The 16394-nt window shown below is 70.1% G+C and carries 13 protein-coding genes; 12 read left to right on the top strand and 1 reads right to left on the bottom strand.

From position 1 onward, the window contains the following. Positions 1–13 precede the first annotated feature (13 nt). The 12 genes from murF to ACIQVL_RS01745 all read left to right on the top strand — a co-directional run bounded on the left by murF (position 14) and on the right by ACIQVL_RS01745 (position 12671). On the top strand, positions 14–1441 hold the full coding sequence (gene murF, locus ACIQVL_RS01800; protein ID WP_403431345.1) for a UDP-N-acetylmuramoyl-tripeptide--D-alanyl-D-alanine ligase: 1428 nt from the start codon (positions 14–16) through the stop codon (positions 1439–1441). Next, entirely contained in the window at positions 1441–2511 is a 1071-nt protein-coding gene (gene mraY, locus ACIQVL_RS01795; RefSeq protein WP_362581947.1) for a phospho-N-acetylmuramoyl-pentapeptide-transferase, read from the top strand. Before murF ends, mraY begins: the two co-directional genes overlap by 1 nt. Next, the gene (murD, locus tag ACIQVL_RS01790) at positions 2493–3911 is read left to right on the top strand and encodes a UDP-N-acetylmuramoyl-L-alanine--D-glutamate ligase (RefSeq protein ID WP_403473995.1); all 1419 of its coding nucleotides are present in this window, start codon (positions 2493–2495) and stop codon (positions 3909–3911) included. Before mraY ends, murD begins: the two co-directional genes overlap by 19 nt. Before the next feature lie 66 nt (positions 3912–3977). Then, complete coding sequence (gene ftsW, locus ACIQVL_RS01785) at positions 3978–5333, top strand: putative lipid II flippase FtsW (protein WP_403431350.1); 1356 nt, start codon at positions 3978–3980, stop codon at positions 5331–5333. Positions 5334–5339: 6 nt separating this feature from the next. Beyond that, positions 5340–6428, top strand: a complete 1089-nt coding sequence (murG, locus tag ACIQVL_RS01780) for an undecaprenyldiphospho-muramoylpentapeptide beta-N-acetylglucosaminyltransferase (RefSeq protein WP_403431352.1) — start codon at positions 5340–5342, stop codon at positions 6426–6428. Positions 6429–6457: 29 nt separating this feature from the next. Further along, positions 6458–7255 (top strand): cell division protein FtsQ/DivIB, encoded by a 798-nt coding sequence (locus ACIQVL_RS01775; RefSeq protein ID WP_403431449.1) that lies wholly within the window; start codon positions 6458–6460, stop codon positions 7253–7255. Between the two features lie 277 nt (positions 7256–7532). Further along, positions 7533–8729, top strand: a complete 1197-nt coding sequence (gene ftsZ / locus ACIQVL_RS01770; protein WP_403431355.1) for a cell division protein FtsZ — start codon at positions 7533–7535, stop codon at positions 8727–8729. Between the two features lie 10 nt (positions 8730–8739). Next, the gene (gene pgeF, locus ACIQVL_RS01765) at positions 8740–9468 is read left to right on the top strand and encodes a peptidoglycan editing factor PgeF (protein WP_403473994.1); all 729 of its coding nucleotides are present in this window, start codon (positions 8740–8742) and stop codon (positions 9466–9468) included. A gap of 6 nt (positions 9469–9474) precedes the next feature. After that, a complete protein-coding gene (locus ACIQVL_RS01760; protein WP_403431360.1) occupies positions 9475–10194 on the top strand; it encodes a YggS family pyridoxal phosphate-dependent enzyme in 720 nt (239 codons plus the stop codon). Positions 10195–10320: 126 nt separating this feature from the next. Beyond that, positions 10321–10962 carry a cell division protein SepF gene (locus ACIQVL_RS01755; protein WP_093504102.1) on the top strand — a complete coding sequence of 214 codons (642 nt, stop codon included), beginning with the start codon at positions 10321–10323 and terminating at the stop codon, positions 10960–10962. Between the two features lie 52 nt (positions 10963–11014). Next, the gene (locus tag ACIQVL_RS01750) at positions 11015–11299 is read left to right on the top strand and encodes a YggT family protein (protein ID WP_046729537.1); all 285 of its coding nucleotides are present in this window, start codon (positions 11015–11017) and stop codon (positions 11297–11299) included. Positions 11300–11354: 55 nt separating this feature from the next. Beyond that, positions 11355–12671 (top strand): DivIVA domain-containing protein, encoded by a 1317-nt coding sequence (locus tag ACIQVL_RS01745; protein WP_403431363.1) that lies wholly within the window; start codon positions 11355–11357, stop codon positions 12669–12671. A 573-nt stretch (positions 12672–13244) separates the two neighbouring features. On the opposite strand, the gene ileS is transcribed toward ACIQVL_RS01745, so the two are convergent. Then, positions 13245–16382, bottom strand: a complete 3138-nt coding sequence (ileS, locus tag ACIQVL_RS01740) for an isoleucine--tRNA ligase (RefSeq protein WP_403473992.1) — start codon at positions 16380–16382, stop codon at positions 13245–13247. Positions 16383–16394 lie beyond the last annotated feature (12 nt).

The following is a 16394-nucleotide window of genomic DNA, read 5'->3' as shown; positions in this document are numbered from 1 at the left end:
AGGGGATGAACTTGTGATCGCCCTCTCTCTCGCCGAGATCGCAGAAGTCGTCGGCGGGCAGACGCACGACATACCGGATCCGTCCGTCGAGGTCACCGGGGAGGTCGTCCGGGACTCCCGCGAAGCGGGGCCGGGCAGCCTGTTCGCCGCCTTCGTGGGCGAACGCGTGGACGGCCACGACTTCGCCCGGCAGGTCGTTGCCGCCGGCGCGGTCGCCGTCCTGGCGTCGCGTCCCGTCGGCGTGCCCGCGATCGTCGTGGACGACGTCCAGACCGCCCTCGGCGCCCTCGCGCGTCATGTCGTACGACGCCTCGGCGCGACCCTCGTGGCGCTGACCGGCTCGGCCGGCAAGACCAGCACCAAGGACCTCATCGCCCAGGTGCTGCGCACCAAGGCGCCGACCGTCTTCACGCCCGGCTCGTTCAACAACGAGATCGGGCTGCCGCTGACCGCCCTGTCCGCCACCGAGGAGACGAAGTTCCTGGTGCTGGAGATGGGGGCCCGCGGCATCGGCCACATCCGCTACCTCACCGATCTGACGCCCCCGAAGGTCGGTCTGGTCCTCAACGTCGGCACCGCCCACATCGGCGAGTTCGGCGGCCGGGAGCAGATCGCCCAGGCGAAGGGCGAGTTGGTGGAGGCGCTGCCCGCGGCCGAGGACGGCGGGGTCGCGGTCCTCAACGCGGACGACCCGTTGGTGCGGGCCATGGCCTCCCGTACCAAGGCGAAGGTGGTCCTTTTCGGAGAGTCGGCCGAAGCGGACGTACGGGCCGAGAACGTACGACTCACGGACACGGGACAGCCCGCGTTCAGCCTTCACACACCCTCCGGTGCAAGCAATGTGACCATGCGCCTGTACGGTGAGCACCACGTGTCGAACGCGCTCGCCGCGGCCGCCGTCGCCCATGAGCTGGGCATGTCCGCGGAAGAGATCGCCCTCGCGCTCTCCGAGGCGGGCTCCCTCTCCCGCTGGCGTATGGAGGTCACCGAGCGCCCGGACGGCGTGACCATCGTCAACGACGCCTACAACGCCAACCCCGAGTCCATGCGAGCCGCGCTGCGCGCGCTCGCGGCCATGGGCACTGCCTCACGGGCAAAGGGGGGACGCACGTGGGCGGTGCTCGGCAAGATGGCCGAGCTCGGGGACGAGGCGCTCGCCGAGCACGACGCGGTCGGACGGCTCGCCGTCCGGCTCAATGTCGGCAAGCTCGTCGCCGTCGGGGGGGTGGAAGCCTCCTGGCTGCAACTGGGCGCATATAACGAGGGTTCGTGGGGTGAGGAGTCGGTGCACGTGTCCGACGCACAGGCGGCGGTCGACCTGTTGCGCAGCGAGTTGCGCCCGGGGGACGTCGTACTCGTGAAGGCGTCACGGTCGGTGGGCCTGGAGAGCGTTGCGCAGGCGCTTCTGGAGTCCGGTGCCGAGGGTGTTGATGCCCGATGATGAAGCAGATCCTCTTCTCGGGCGTCATCGGTCTCTTCCTGACCCTGATCGGCACCCCGCTGCTGATCAAGCTCCTCGCCCGCAAGGGCTACGGCCAGTACATCCGTGACGACGGCCCGCGCGAGCACGCCAGCAAGCGCGGTACGCCGACGATGGGCGGTATCGCCTTCATCCTGGCGACGGTCGCCGCCTACTTCCTGTCCAAGGTGATCACCGGCTACACCCCGACCTACTCGGGCGTGCTGGTGCTCGGCCTGATGTGCGGGATGGGCCTGGTCGGCTTCCTGGACGACTACATCAAGATCGTCAAGCGGCGCTCGCTCGGCCTGCGGGCCAAGGCGAAGATGGCCGGGCAGCTGATCGTCGGCATCTCCTTCGCGGTGCTGTCGCTGCAGTTCGCCGACGCCCGTGGCAACACCCCGGCCTCCACCAAGCTGTCCTTCATCACGGACTTCGGCTGGACCATCGGCCCGGTGCTGTTCGTGGTCTGGGCGCTGTTCATGATCCTCGCGATGTCCAACGGCGTGAACCTGACCGACGGTCTGGACGGTCTGGCCACCGGCGCCTCCGTGCTCGTCTTCGGCGCCTACACGTTCATCGGCGTCTGGCAGTTCCAGGAGTCCTGCGCCAACGCGACGACCCTGACCAACCCCAACGCCTGCTACGAGGTGCGCGACCCGCTGGACCTCGCGGTCATCGCCTCCGCGCTGATGGGTTCCTGCCTCGGCTTCCTGTGGTGGAACACCTCGCCGGCCAAGATCTTCATGGGCGACACCGGTTCGCTCGCGCTCGGCGGTGTCCTGACGGGCCTGGCGATCCTCTCCCGCACGGAGCTGCTCGTCGCCATCATGGGCGGCCTGTTCGTCCTCATCACCATGTCGGTGGTCATCCAGGTCGGCTCCTTCCGGCTCACCGGCAAGCGCGTCTTCCGGATGGCACCACTCCAGCACCACTTCGAACTCAAGGGCTGGTCCGAAGTCCTTGTGGTGGTCCGCTTCTGGATCATCCAGGGCATCTGTGTGATTGTCGGACTCGGGCTCTTCTATGCAGGATGGGCAGCGGACAAGTGACCGACTGGCAGGGCAAGCACGTCACCGTCGCCGGGCTCGGCGTCTCCGGTGTCCCGGCGGCCAAGGTTCTCCACGCGCGCGGGGCGGTCGTCACGGTCGTCAACGACGGCGACGACGCACGCGCGCGGGAACAGGCCGCCGCACTGGAGGCGCTGGGCGTCACGGTCCGGCTCGGTGACGGCGCGACCCTGCCGGCAGGCACCGAACTCATCGTCACCGCGCCCGGCTGGAAGCCGGACAAGCCGCTGTTCCGGGCGGCCCGCGCGGCCGGCATCGAGATCTGGGGCGACGTCGAGCTCGCCTGGCGGCTCCGCGGCCCCGGCGCCGCACCCTGGCTCGCCGTCACCGGCACCAACGGCAAGACCACCACCGTCCAGATGCTGGCGTCCATCCTGAAGGCCGCGGGTCTGCGTACGGCCGCCGTCGGCAACATCGGCGTCTCGCTGCTCGACGCGGTCCTCGGCGACGAGGAGTACGACGTCCTCGCGGTGGAGCTGTCCAGCTACCAGCTGCACTGGGCGCCCTCGCTGCGCGCCCACTCGGCGGCCGTGCTGAACCTCGCCCCCGACCACCTCGACTGGCACGGCTCCATGGAGGCGTACGCCAGGGACAAGGGCCGCATCTACGAGGGCAACCGGGTCGCCTGCGTCTACAACGTCGCCGACAAGCTCACCGAGGAACTGGTCCGCGAGGCCGACGTCGAGGAGGGCTGCCGGGCCATCGGCTTCACCCTCGGCACCCCTGGCCCCTCCCAACTCGGCGTCGTGGACGGCATCCTCGTCGACCGCGCCTTCGTCGAGAACCGGCAGAAGAACGCCCAGGAACTGGCCGAGGTCTCCGACGTCAACCCGCCGGCCCCGCACAACATCGCCAACGCCCTTGCCGCCGCGGCCCTCGCCCGCGCCTTCGGGGTGCCCCCCACGGCCGTACGGGACGGGCTGCGGGCCTTCACGCCGGACGCCCACCGCATCGCGCACGTCGCCGACGTGGACGGGGTCGCCTACATCGACGACTCCAAGGCGACCAACACCCACGCGGCGGAAGCCTCGTTGGCATCATATGAGTCGATCGTATGGATTGCGGGTGGTCTGGCGAAGGGCGCGACCTTCGACGAACTGGTCGCCAAGTCGGCGAAGCGGCTTCGTGGTGCGGTGCTCATCGGCACCGATCGCGCCCTCATCCGGGAGGCCCTCGCGCGACACGCGCCGGAAGTCCCGGTCGTCGACCTCGACCGGACCGACACTGGGGCGATGCTCGCGGCGGTCCAGGAGGCCCGGCGGCTGGCGGTCGAAGGCGACACGGTGCTCCTTGCCCCCGCCTGTGCCTCCATGGACATGTTCGCCAACTACAACCAGCGCGGTGACGCGTTCGCCCAGGCGGTTCGCGAACTCGGCGCCTGACCCGGCCGCCTGCCGGGCGACCTTCGGAGGGACGCGTGGGACGGTCGACGTTCAGCGGAGGCGTTGATGTCCGGTAGCCGCACCGGCCGCCCGCCCGTACAGCGGGCGGTCCGCAGGCCCGCCACGCCCCGCGCCGCGCGTGAGAACCCGCTGCGGCGGTTCTACCTGCGCGCCCACCGGGCCTGGGACCGGCCGCTGACCGCGTACTACCTGATCCTCGGCGGCAGTCTGCTGATCATCGTGCTGGGCCTGGTGATGGTCTACTCGGCCTCCCAGATCACCGCGCTGCAGATGTCGCTGCCGGGCTCGTTCTTCTTCCGGAAGCAGTTCCTGGCCGCCTGCATCGGCGGCGTGCTGCTGCTCGTGGCGTCCCGCATGCCGGTGAAGCTGCACCGGGCGCTCGCCTACCCGATCCTCGCCGGAGCCGTCTTCATGATGGCGCTGGTGCAGGTCCCCGGGATAGGGATGTCCGTCAACGGCAACCAGAACTGGATCTCGCTCGGCGGCTCCTTCCAGATCCAGCCCAGCGAGTTCGGCAAGCTCGCCCTGGTGCTGTGGGGCGCCGACCTGATGGCGCGCAAACAGGAGAAGCGGCTGCTGGCCCAGTGGAAGCACATGCTGGTGCCGCTCGTTCCGGTGAGCTTCCTGCTGCTCGGGCTGATCATGCTCGGCGGCGACATGGGCACGGCGATCATCCTGACCGCGATCCTGTTCGGCGTGCTGTGGCTGGCGGGGGCACCGACCCGGCTGTTCGCCGGCGTGCTGTCCATCGCGGGCGTGCTCGGTGTGATCCTCATCAAGACCAGCCCCAACCGCATGGCCCGGCTCGCCTGCATCGGCGCCACCGAGCCGCGCAGCGGCGTCGCCGACTGCTGGCAGGCGGTTCATGGCATCTACGCCCTGGCCTCCGGCGGACTCTTCGGATCCGGCCTCGGTGCGAGTGTGGAGAAATGGGGACAACTCCCCGAAGCCCACACCGACTTCATCTTCGCCGTCACCGGTGAGGAACTGGGCCTGGCGGGGACACTGTCGGTACTGGCCCTCTTCGCGGCTCTAGGCTATGCGGGTATCCGCGTGGCCGGACGCACGGAGGACCCCTTCGTGAGGTACGCCGCGGGAGGCGTGACCACCTGGATCACCGCCCAGGCGGTGATCAACATCGGTGCGGTGCTCGGCCTGCTGCCGATCGCCGGGGTCCCCCTCCCGCTGTTCTCCTACGGAGGCTCCGCCCTGCTGCCGACCATGTTCGCCATCGGGCTGCTGATCGCCTTCGCGCGCGACGAGCCTGCTGCGCGGGCCGCGCTTGCGATGCGGCAACCTCGCTTTGGTAGAAAGCGGGGAGCCGGGGGCCCTCAGGGGCCTCGGAGATGGAACACGATGCGACGGCGTGCCTCGGCGGCGCGCTCGTCCGGAGAGCGGTGAATTTCGGTGCATGTCGTACTCGCTGGTGGGGGGACCGCCGGCCACATCGAGCCCGCGCTCGCCCTCGCGGACGCCCTGCGCAGGCAGGACCCCACCGTGGGGATCACGGCCCTGGGCACGGAACGCGGCCTGGAGACCACGCTCGTCCCGCAGCGCGGCTACGAGCTGGCGCTGATCCCGGCGGTGCCACTGCCCCGCAGGCCCACCCCCGAGCTGATCACCGTTCCGGGCCGGCTGCGCGGCACCATCAAGGCCGCCGAGCAGATCCTGGAACGCACCAAGGCGGACTGCGTCGCAGGCTTCGGCGGTTACGTCGCGCTGCCCGCCTACCTCGCCGCCAAGCGCCTGGGCGTGCCGATCGTGATCCACGAGGCCAACGCCCGTCCCGGCCTCGCCAACAAGATCGGCTCCAGGTATGCCGCCAGGGTCGCCGTCTCCACGCCGGACAGCAAGCTGCGCGACGCCCGCTACATCGGCATCCCGCTGCGCCGCTCCATCGCCACCCTGGACCGGGCCGCCGCCCGCCCCGAGGCCCGGCACCGCTTCGGCCTCGACCCCAACCTGCCCACGCTGCTGGTCTCCGGCGGCTCCCAGGGCGCCCGCCGCCTCAACGAGGTCGTCCAGCAGGTCGCGCCCTGGCTGCAGCAGGCCGGCATCCAGATCCTGCACGCGGTCGGCCCGAAGAACGAACTGCCGCAGGTGCACCAGATGCCGGGAATGCCGCCCTACATCCCGGTAAGTTACCTGGACCGGATGGATCTCGCGTACGCCGCGGCCGACATGATGCTCTGCCGCGCGGGTGCGATGACCGTCGCCGAACTCTCCGCCGTCGGGCTCCCGGCCGCCTACGTCCCGCTGCCCATCGGCAACGGCGAACAGCGCCTCAACGCCCAGCCGGTGGTCAAGGCAGGCGGCGGCCTGCTGGTCGACGACGCCGAACTCACCCCGGAGTGGGTGCAGCAGAACGTCCTGCCGGTGCTCGCCGACCCGCACCGGCTGTACGAGATGTCGCGCGCGGCAAGCGAGTTCGGCCGCCGGGACGCCGACGACCTGCTCGTCGGCATGGTGTACGAGGCGATCGCCTCAAGCCGATAGGACCGTATGACGAAAGGCAAGTGAGCAGCGTGGCCGGACCGACCACCACCGCGGAACGCGGTGAGCGCCAGCAGGAGTCGTCCGGCCCGCCGCTCGTCCGGCGGCTACGAAACCGCCGCTTTCGTAGGATGGTCATTCTGGTACTGGCCGTGGTGCTCCTCGGCTCCGGCTCCGCCTGGCTGCTGTACGGCTCCCCGTGGCTGCGGGTCCGCCATGTCTCCGTGTCCGGTACGGCCGTTCTGACCCCCGAGGACGTCCTGGAGGCGGCCGACGTGCCGGTCGGGGCACCACTCGTCTCCGTCGACACCGACGCGATCGAGGCCAGGCTGCGCCGGAGACTGCCGCGCATCGACACGGTGGACGTGGTCCGCTCCTGGCCCCGCGGAATCGGGCTGAAAGTGACCGAGCGCACCCCCGTGCTGCTCATCGCGAAGGGCGGAAATTTCACCGAAGTGGACAGGAAGGGCGTCCGGTTCGCCATGGTTTCGCAGGCGCCGAAAGACATTCCGGAGCTGGAATTGAGTCCGGCCCGGTCGGGTTCGGCGACCGCGAGCCTGCGCCGGTTCGGCACCGACCGGCTGGTGCGGGAGGCCGTCGACGTCGCGCGCGCCATTCCGGCCGCCGTCCGCCGGGACACCCGGACCCTCAAGGTCCGTTCCTACGACGACATCTCGCTGGAGTTGGCCGGCGGCCGCGTCGTGGAGTGGGGCAGTTCCGAGAACGGTGCCGCCAAGGCGCGCACCCTCACCGCACTCCTGAAAGCCGCTTCCGGTGCCCGGCACTTCGACGTGAGTGTTCCCACCGCCCCTGCGTCATCGGCAAGTTGACGCACATCAGCGCAGGCCAGCACCCTGGTTGGGCACTGCTACGGCTGATCACATAGGGTGAAAAGAAAAACGGGAGGTTCGGCGTGTTCGTTGAACGGGCGCCACTTGTCGACTTAGTGTCCTGTTCAGAAGACTTCAAGGAACGGACACACTGGTAACCCTAAACTTCAACGTTAGGGTTCGGGTCGGCGCTACGGACCGTCCCAATCGGCATCTGCCGTCCCGCGCGGGCACCGCACGAGGACGGCAACGTAATTCGAGGCGAGAGGCCTTCGACGTGGCAGCACCGCAGAACTACCTCGCAGTCATCAAGGTCATCGGTGTCGGCGGCGGTGGTGTCAATGCCATCAACCGGATGATCGAGGTCGGTCTCAAGGGCGTCGAGTTCATCGCCATCAACACCGACGCACAGGCGCTGTTGATGAGCGACGCCGACGTCAAGCTCGACGTCGGCCGTGAACTCACCCGCGGACTCGGAGCCGGCGCCAACCCGGCCGTCGGCCGCAAGGCCGCCGAGGACCACCGCGAGGAGATCGAGGAGGTCCTCAAGGGGGCCGACATGGTCTTCGTGACGGCCGGCGAGGGCGGCGGCACCGGCACCGGCGGCGCGCCCGTCGTGGCCAACATCGCGCGCTCGCTGGGCGCCCTCACCATCGGCGTGGTCACCCGCCCCTTCACCTTCGAGGGCCGGCGCCGCGCCAACCAGGCCGAGGACGGCATCGCCGAACTCCGCGAAGAGGTCGACACCCTCATCGTCATCCCGAACGACCGGCTGCTGTCCATCTCGGACCGCCAGGTCTCGGTGCTCGACGCCTTCAAGTCGGCCGACCAGGTCCTGCTCTCCGGTGTCCAGGGCATCACCGACCTCATCACCACCCCCGGCCTGATCAACCTCGACTTCGCCGACGTCAAGTCGGTCATGTCCGAGGCCGGCTCGGCCCTCATGGGCATCGGCTCGGCCCGTGGCGACGACCGCGCGGTGGCCGCCGCCGAGATGGCGATCTCCTCGCCGCTCCTGGAGGCCTCCATCGACGGCGCCCGGGGCGTGCTGCTCTCCATCTCCGGCGGCTCCGACCTCGGCCTGTTCGAGATCAACGAGGCCGCCCAGCTGGTCAGCGAGGCCGCCCACCCCGAGGCCAACATCATCTTCGGCGCGGTCATCGACGACGCCCTCGGCGACGAGGTCCGCGTCACCGTCATCGCGGCCGGCTTCGACGGGGGGCAGCCCCCGGCCCGCCGGGACAACGTCCTCGGCTCGTCCTCCGCGTCCGCCCGCCGCGAGGAGCCCGCTCCGGCCCGGCGCGAGCCCGAGCGCACGTCCTTCGGCTCGCTCGGCAGCGTGACGCCGAAGGAGGAGCCGGAGCCGGCGCCCGAGCCGGTGGCCGACATCCCGGTCGCCCCGCCGGTCCCGCCGTCCCGTTCCTACACGGACAGCGCGGCCGAGGAACTGGACGTACCGGACTTCCTCAAGTGATCCTTACGACGTGATAGGACAGCGCGAGAACGTGAGCGGCGCGCACTTCGCCTTCACCGACAGGTGGGGCGGGGTGAGCGCCGCTCCGTACGAGGAGCTCAACCTCGGCGGGGCGGTCGGTGACGACCCCGGCGTGGTACGGACCAACCGGGAGATCGCCGCCAAGTCGCTCGGCCTGGACCCCGACCGGGTGGTCTGGATGAACCAGGTGCACGGGAACGACGTGGCCGAGGTCGAGGGACCGTGGACCACCCGGCTCACCCCGGAGGTCGACGGGCTGGTCACCGCGGTCAGGGGGCTCGCCCTCGCCGTGCTGACCGCCGACTGCGTGCCGGTCCTGCTGGCCGACCCGGTGGCCGGAGTGGCCGCCGCCGCCCATGCGGGGAGGCCGGGCATGGTCAAGGGGATCGTGCCGGCGGCGATCGACGCCATGGAGTCGCTCGGCGCCGACCCGGCCCGGATCGTCGCCCGCACCGGACCGGCCGTCTGCGGCCGGTGCTACGAGGTGCCGGAGGCGATGCGCGCCGAGGTGGCCGCCGTCGAGCCGACGGCGCACGCCGAGACGGGCTGGGGCACTCCGGCGGTGGACGTGGGCGCCGGAGTGCACGCACAGCTCGCGCGCGCCGGAGTGCTCGACCGGGCGCAGTCGCCGGTGTGCACGCTGGAGTCGGGTGATCACTTCTCGTACCGGCGGGACCGCACCACCGGGCGGCTCGCCGGCTATGTGTGGCTGGACTGATGGGGCATGACGGACCGTAAGACCGAACTCGCCGCAAACCTGGCGAACGTGGAGGAGCGTATCGCCGCCGCCTGTGCGGCGGCCGGACGCAAGCGGGAAGAGGTGACCCTGATCGTGGTCACCAAGACCTATCCGGCGAGCGACGTGCGGATCCTGTCGGGGCTCGGGGTGCGCCACGTCGCCGAGAACCGGGACCAGGACGCGGCCCCCAAGGCCGCCGAATGTTCGGATCTGCCCTTGCTTTGGCACTTTGTCGGTCAATTGCAGACCAATAAAGTGCGATCCGTAGTGGGATATGCGGATCTCGTGCAGTCCGTCGACCGTGCCAGGCTCGTGGACGCGCTGTCCAAGGAGGCGGTACGGGCCGGCCGCGAGGTCGGGTGCCTCCTCCAGGTCGCTCTCGACGCGGGCGCGGGCGGCAGAGGGGAGCGCGGCGGCGTGGCGCCGGGCGGAATCGAAGAGTTGGCCGCCCTCGTCGCCGGCTCGCCGGGACTGCGGCTCGACGGCCTCATGACCGTCGCTCCGCTCACCGGGGAGTACGCGGGGCGCCAACGGGCGGCGTTCGAGCGGTTGATGGATTTGTCGACCGACCTGCGCCGAGTCCATCCGGCTGCGAACATGGTCTCCGCAGGGATGAGTGCGGACCTTGAGGAAGCCGTGGCCGCCGGGGCGACACATGTACGCGTCGGCACCGCGGTACTCGGAGTCCGCCCCAGGCTCGGGTAACGTCGCCAAGAAGTCGGACCACAGCAGAAAATATGGTCAATGCCGCCCAATATGGGCACAACGGCCGTGTGGATCGCGGGACTTGGTAGTCGTCACCGATCCACCACAGAGCGGAGGACTCAGAGCATGGCCGGCGCGATGCGCAAGATGGCGGTCTACCTCGGCCTCGTGGAGGACGATGGGTACGACGGCCGCGGATTCGACCCCGACGACGACTTCGAGCCCGAACTGGACCCGGAGCCCGAGCGGGATCACCGACGGCATGAGCCGTCACACCAGTCCCACGGTTCACACCAGTCCCAAAGGGACGATTCGGTACGAGTGGTACAGCCGTCGCCCCCGCGCGAGCCGGTGTCGCATTCCGCTGCGCTCCCCGCGGAATCGGGACGCCCGGCGCGCATCGCCCCCGTGGCGTCCATCACACAAGAACGCGCAAGCCTGGAGAAGAACGCACCGGTGATCATGCCCAAGGTCGTGTCGGAACGAGAGCCTTACCGGATCACCACGCTTCACCCCCGGACCTACAACGAGGCCCGTACCATCGGGGAACACTTCCGTGAGGGCACCCCGGTGATCATGAATCTGACTGAGATGGATGACACAGACGCGAAGCGACTTGTCGACTTTGCGGCCGGTTTGGTGTTTGGTCTTCACGGCAGCATCGAGCGGGTGACGCAGAAGGTGTTCCTGTTGTCGCCTGCTAACGTCGATGTCACGGCGGAGGACAAGGCCCGCATCGCAGAGGGCGGGTTCTTCAACCAGAGCTGAGACGCAAGACCGGTACTAGGCACGGAAACAGGGGAGAGGGAAAGCACGGACCATGAGCGTGTTCCTGGATGTGATCTACATCGCGCTGATGTGCTTCCTCATCGTGCTGATCTTCCGGTTGGTCATGGACTACGTGTTCCAGTTCGCCCGCTCATGGCAACCCGGCAAGGCGATGGTGGTCGTACTTGAGGCCACCTACACTGTCACCGATCCACCGCTCAAGCTTCTGCGGCGGTTCATCCCGCCGCTGCGTCTCGGGGGCGTGGCGCTCGACCTGTCCTTCTTCGTACTGATGATCATCGTCTACATCCTGATCGCGATCGTTGGTCGGCTGTGATGAGCGATGTGACCTACCGTCTTGCCGATGCCGACGACTACGTTGAGGTGAAGAGATGCCGTTGACCCCCGAGGACGTGCGGAACAAGCAGTTCACGACCGTCCGCCTCCGAGAAGGCTATGACGAGGACGAGGTCGATGCCTTCCTCGACGAGGTCGAAGCCGAACTGACGCGCCTGCTCCGCGAGAACGAGGACCTGCGCGCCAAGCTGGCCGCGGCCACGCGCGCTGCTGCCCAGAACCAGCAGAACATGCGCAAGCCTCCGGAGCCGCAGGACCAGCAGGGCGGCATGCCTCAGGGCGGGATGCCCCAGCAGGGCGGGATGCCTCAGGGTATGCCGCAGCAGGGCATGCCTCAGGGCGGTATGCCGCAGCAGGGCATGCGAGGTCCCGGCGCTCCGGTGCCCGCCGGCATATCGGGCCCGCCGCAGCAGCAGATGGGTGGCCCCATGGGCGGTCCCCCGCAGCTGCCGAGCGGCGCCCCGCAGCTGCCGGCCGGTCCCAGTGGCCAGGGCGGTCCGCAGGGTCCCGGCCCGATGGGTCAGGGCCCGATGGGTCAGGGTCCGATGGGCCAGGGTCCGATGGGTCAGGGTCCGATGGGCCAGGGTCCCGGTCCGATGGGTCAGGGCATGGGCCAGGGTCCCGGCCCGATGGGTCAGGGCACGATGGGTCAGGGCATGGGCCCGATGGGTGGCCAGCCCCCCATGCAGCAGCAGATGGGTGGCCCGATGGGCGGCCCCATGGGCGGTCCGATGGGCGGCCCCGGTCAGGGCCCCGGTGGCGACAGCGCCGCCCGTGTCCTCTCGCTGGCCCAGCAGACCGCCGACCAGGCGATCGCCGAGGCCCGCTCCGAGGCCAACAAGATCGTCGGCGAGGCCCGCAGCCGCGCCGAGGGTCTGGAGCGGGACGCCCGCGCCAAGGCCGACGCGCTGGAGCGGGACGCGCAGGAGAAGCACCGCGTCGCCATGGGCTCCCTGGAGTCCGCGCGCGCCACGCTGGAGCGCAAGGTCGAGGACCTGCGCGGCTTCGAGCGCGAGTACCGCACGCGTCTGAAGTCGTACCTGGAGTCGCAGCTGCGTCAGCTGGAGACCCAGGCCGACGACTCCCTGGCGCCGCCGCGCACCCCGGCTGCGGCCTCCCTCCCGCCGTCCCCGGCTCCCTCCATGGCCCCGGCCGGCGCGAGCGCCCCGTCCTACGGCGGCAACCCGTCGATGGGCGGCCCGTCCCCCGCTGCCCCGTCCTACGGCGGCCAGCAGCAGATGACGCCGGCGATGACCCAGCCGATGGCGCCGGTACGCCCGCAGGGCCCCTCTCCGATGGGCCAGGCGCCGTCCCCGATGCGTGGCTTCCTCATCGACGAGGACGACAACTGACGGCGGGCGCGTAACGCGCGAGTAGCCGTCGGCAGAGCACCACAGGGCGGGGCCCCGGATTCCGATCCGGGGCCCCGCCCTTTTTACGCGGGTTGCGTCCGCCCCCACTTCCCAGCACCACCCACCGCCCCCACCAGGGACGCGGGGAACCGCGCACGGCGGCTGCTCCGGCCCGCGCATACGAGAGGGCTGGTGTCTCCGAGGGGGCGCGGGGAACCGCGCACACTGAGGGCGTCGGCCCGCAGGTGTGAGGGGGTGGGTGTCTCTGAAGGGGCGCGGGGAACCGCGCACGGCGGCTGCTCCGGCCCGCGCATACGAGAGGGCTGGTGTCTCCGAGGGGGCGCGGGGAACCGCGCACACTGAGGGCGTCGGCCCGCAGGTGTGAGGGGGCTGGTGTGTCCGAGGGGGCGCGGGGAACCGCGCACGCTCAGGGCGTAGGCCCGCAGGTGTGAGGGGGTGGGGGTCTCTGAAGGGGCGCGGGGAACCGCGCACGGTGGGTGCTCCGGCCCGCGCATGCGAGAGGGGCCCGATCCCCGCCGTGGAGACCGGGCCCCTTCTGGGACAGGCCGGCGGCTACGCCTTCTGCAGCCGGAACGTCAGCGAGAGCCCTTCGTCGGTGAAGGGATCGCCGTAACCGTCATCCCCCTCGCCCTGCGAGAAGTCGGTCGCCAGCACCTCGTCGGCGATCAGCGGAGCGTGCTCCGCCAGCGCCGCGATCACCGCCGGGTCGGTCGACACCCACCGGAGCGCGATCCGGTCGGCGACGTCCAGCCCGCTGTTCTTGCGCGCCTCCTGGATCAGCCGGATCGCGTCCCGGGCGAGGCCCGCCTGGCGCAGCTCCTCCGTGATCTCCAGGTCGAGGGCGACGGTCGCACCGGAGTCCGACGCCACCGACCAGCCCTCACGAGGCGTCTCCGTGATGATCACCTCGTCCGGCGCCAGCGTCACCGTCTCGCCCTCGACCTCGACCGACGCCGTGCCCTCGCGCAGCGCCAGCGACAGCGCGGCCGCGTCCGCCGCGGCAACCGCCTTGGCGACCTCCTGCACCCGCTTGCCGAACCGCTTGCCCAGCGCCCGGAAGTTGGCCTTTGCGGTCGTGTCGACCAGCGACCCGCCCACCTCGGAGAGGGACGCGAGCGACGACACGTTCAGCTCGTCGGTGATCTGCCCGTGCAGCTCCGGGTCGAGCGCGTCGAAGCCGACCGCCGCGACCAGCGCCCGGGACAGCGGCTGCCGCGTCTTGACGCCCGACTCCGCGCGCGTGGCCCGGCCGAGCTCCACGAGCCGCCGCACCAGGACCATCTGCTTCGACAGCTCCGGGTCGATCGCGGAGAGGTCGGCCTCCGGCCAGGACGACAGGTGCACCGACTCCGGGGCGCCCGGGGTCACCGGCGCCACCAGGTCCTGCCACACCCGCTCGGTGATGAACGGGGTCAGCGGGGCCATCAGCTTGGTGACGGTCTCCACGACCTCGTGCAGCGTGCGCAGCGCGGCCTTGTCGCCCTGCCAGAACCGGCGCCGGGAACGGCGGACGTACCAGTTGGACAGGTCGTCGACGAACGCGGAGAGCAGCTTGCCGGCGCGCTGGGTGTCGTACGCCTCCAGCGCCTGCGTCACCTGGTCGGTGAGCGCGTGCAGCTCGGAGAGCAGCCAGCGGTCCAGGACCGGACGGTCGGCCGGGGCCGGGTCCGCCGCGGACGGCGCCCAGTTCGACGTACGGGCGTACAGCGCCTGGAAGGCGACCGTGTTCCAGTAGGTCAGCAGCGTCTTGCGGACGACCTCCTGGATGGTGCCGTGCCCGACCCGGCGGGCCGCCCACGGGGAGCCGCCGGCCGCCATGAACCAGCGCACCGCGTCCGCGCCGTGCTGGTCCATCAACGGGATCGGCTGCAGGATGTTGCCCAGGTGCTTGGACATCTTGCGGCCGTCCTCGGCGAGGATGTGCCCCAGGCAGACCACGTTCTCGTACGACGACTTGTCGAAGACCAGCGTGCCGACCGCCATGAGGGTGTAGAACCAGCCGCGGGTCTGGTCGATCGCCTCGGAGATGAACTGGGCCGGGTACCGGCTCTCGAACAGGTCCTTGTTCTTGTACGGGTAGCCCCACTGCGCGAACGGCATCGAACCCGAGTCGTACCAGGCGTCGATGACCTCCGGCACGCGCGTGGCCGTCTTCGCGCACTGCGGGCACGCGAAGGTGACCTCGTCGATGAACGGGCGGTGCGGGTCGAGATCCGACTGGTCGGTGCCGGTCAGCTCGGTCAGCTCCGCGCGGGAGCCGACCACGGTCAGGTGGTCGTCCTCGCAGCGCCAGATCGGCAGCGGAGTGCCCCAGTAGCGGTTGCGGGACAGCGCCCAGTCGATGTTGTTGTTCAGCCAGTCCCCGTACCGGCCGTGCTTGACCGTCTCCGGGAACCAGTTCGTCCGCTCGTTCTCCGCGAGCAGCCGGTCCTTGATCGCTGTGGTGCGGATGTACCAGGACGGCTGCGCGTAGTAGAGCAGCGCGGTGTGACAGCGCCAGCAGTGCGGGTAGCTGTGTTCGTACGGCAGGTGCTTGAAGAGGAGGCCGCGCTGCTTGAGGTCCTCGGTGAGCCGTTCGTCGGCCTTCTTGAAGAAGACGCCGCCGACCAGGGGCACGTCCTCCTCGAAGGTGCCGTCCGGGCGGACCGGGTTCACCACCGGCAGGCCGTAGGCGCGGCAGACCCTGAGGTCGTCCTCGCCGAAGGCGGGGGACTGGTGGACCAGGCCCGTACCGTCCTCGGTCGTGACGTACTCCGCGTTCACGACGTAATGCGCCGGTTCCGGGAACTCCACGAGCTCGAACGGACGTTGATAGGTCCAGCGCTCCATCTCGGTGCCGGTGAAGGACTGGCCCGTGGTCTCCCAGCCCTCGCCGAGCGCCTTGGCGACGAGCGGCTCGGCGACGACGACCTTCTCCTCGCCGTCGGTCGCGACGACGTAGGTGACCTCCGGGTGCGCGGCGACCGCCGTGTTGGACACCAGGGTCCAGGGGGTGGTCGTCCACACCAGGAGCGCGGCCTGGCCGGCGAGCGGACCGGAGGTGAGCGGGAAACGGACGTACACGGAGGGGTCGACGACCGTCTCGTAGCCCTGCGCCAGCTCGTGGTCGGACAGGCCGGTGCCGCAGCGCGGACACCAGGGGGCGACGCGGTGGTCCTGGACCAGCAGGCCCTTGTCGAAGATCGTCTTCAGCGACCACCAGACCGACTCGATGTACTCGGGGTCCATCGTGCGGTAGGCGTCGTCGAGGTCGGTCCAGTACCCCATGCGGGTCGTCAGCGCCTCGAAGGCGTCGGTGTGGCGGGTCACCGACTCCCGGCACCTGGCGTTGAACTCGGCGATGCCGTACTTCTCGATGTCCGGCTTGCCGCTGAAGCCCAGCTCCTTCTCGACCGCCAGCTCGACGGGCAGGCCGTGGCAGTCCCAGCCGGCCTTGCGGGCCACGTGGTAGCCGCGCATGGTGCGGAAGCGGGGGAAGACGTCCTTGAAGACGCGCGCCTCGATGTGGTGGGCGCCGGGCATGCCGTTGGCGGTGGGCGGGCCCTCGTAGAACACCCACTCGGGGCGGCCCTCGGACTGCTCCAGGGTCTTGGCGAAGATCTTCTGCTCGCGCCAGAAGTCGAGCACGGCGTGCTCGAGGGCGGGCAGGTCGACCTGTGCGGGCACCTGGCGGTACGTCGGCGCTGTCATCTGCGAGCTTCC

The sequence above is a fragment of the Streptomyces sp. NPDC090499 genome, assembly GCF_044769305.1.
Classification (GTDB): domain Bacteria; phylum Actinomycetota; class Actinomycetes; order Streptomycetales; family Streptomycetaceae; genus Streptomyces.
Note: the sequence above shows the minus strand (reverse complement) of the source record. Positions and strands in the feature narration are given on the sequence as shown.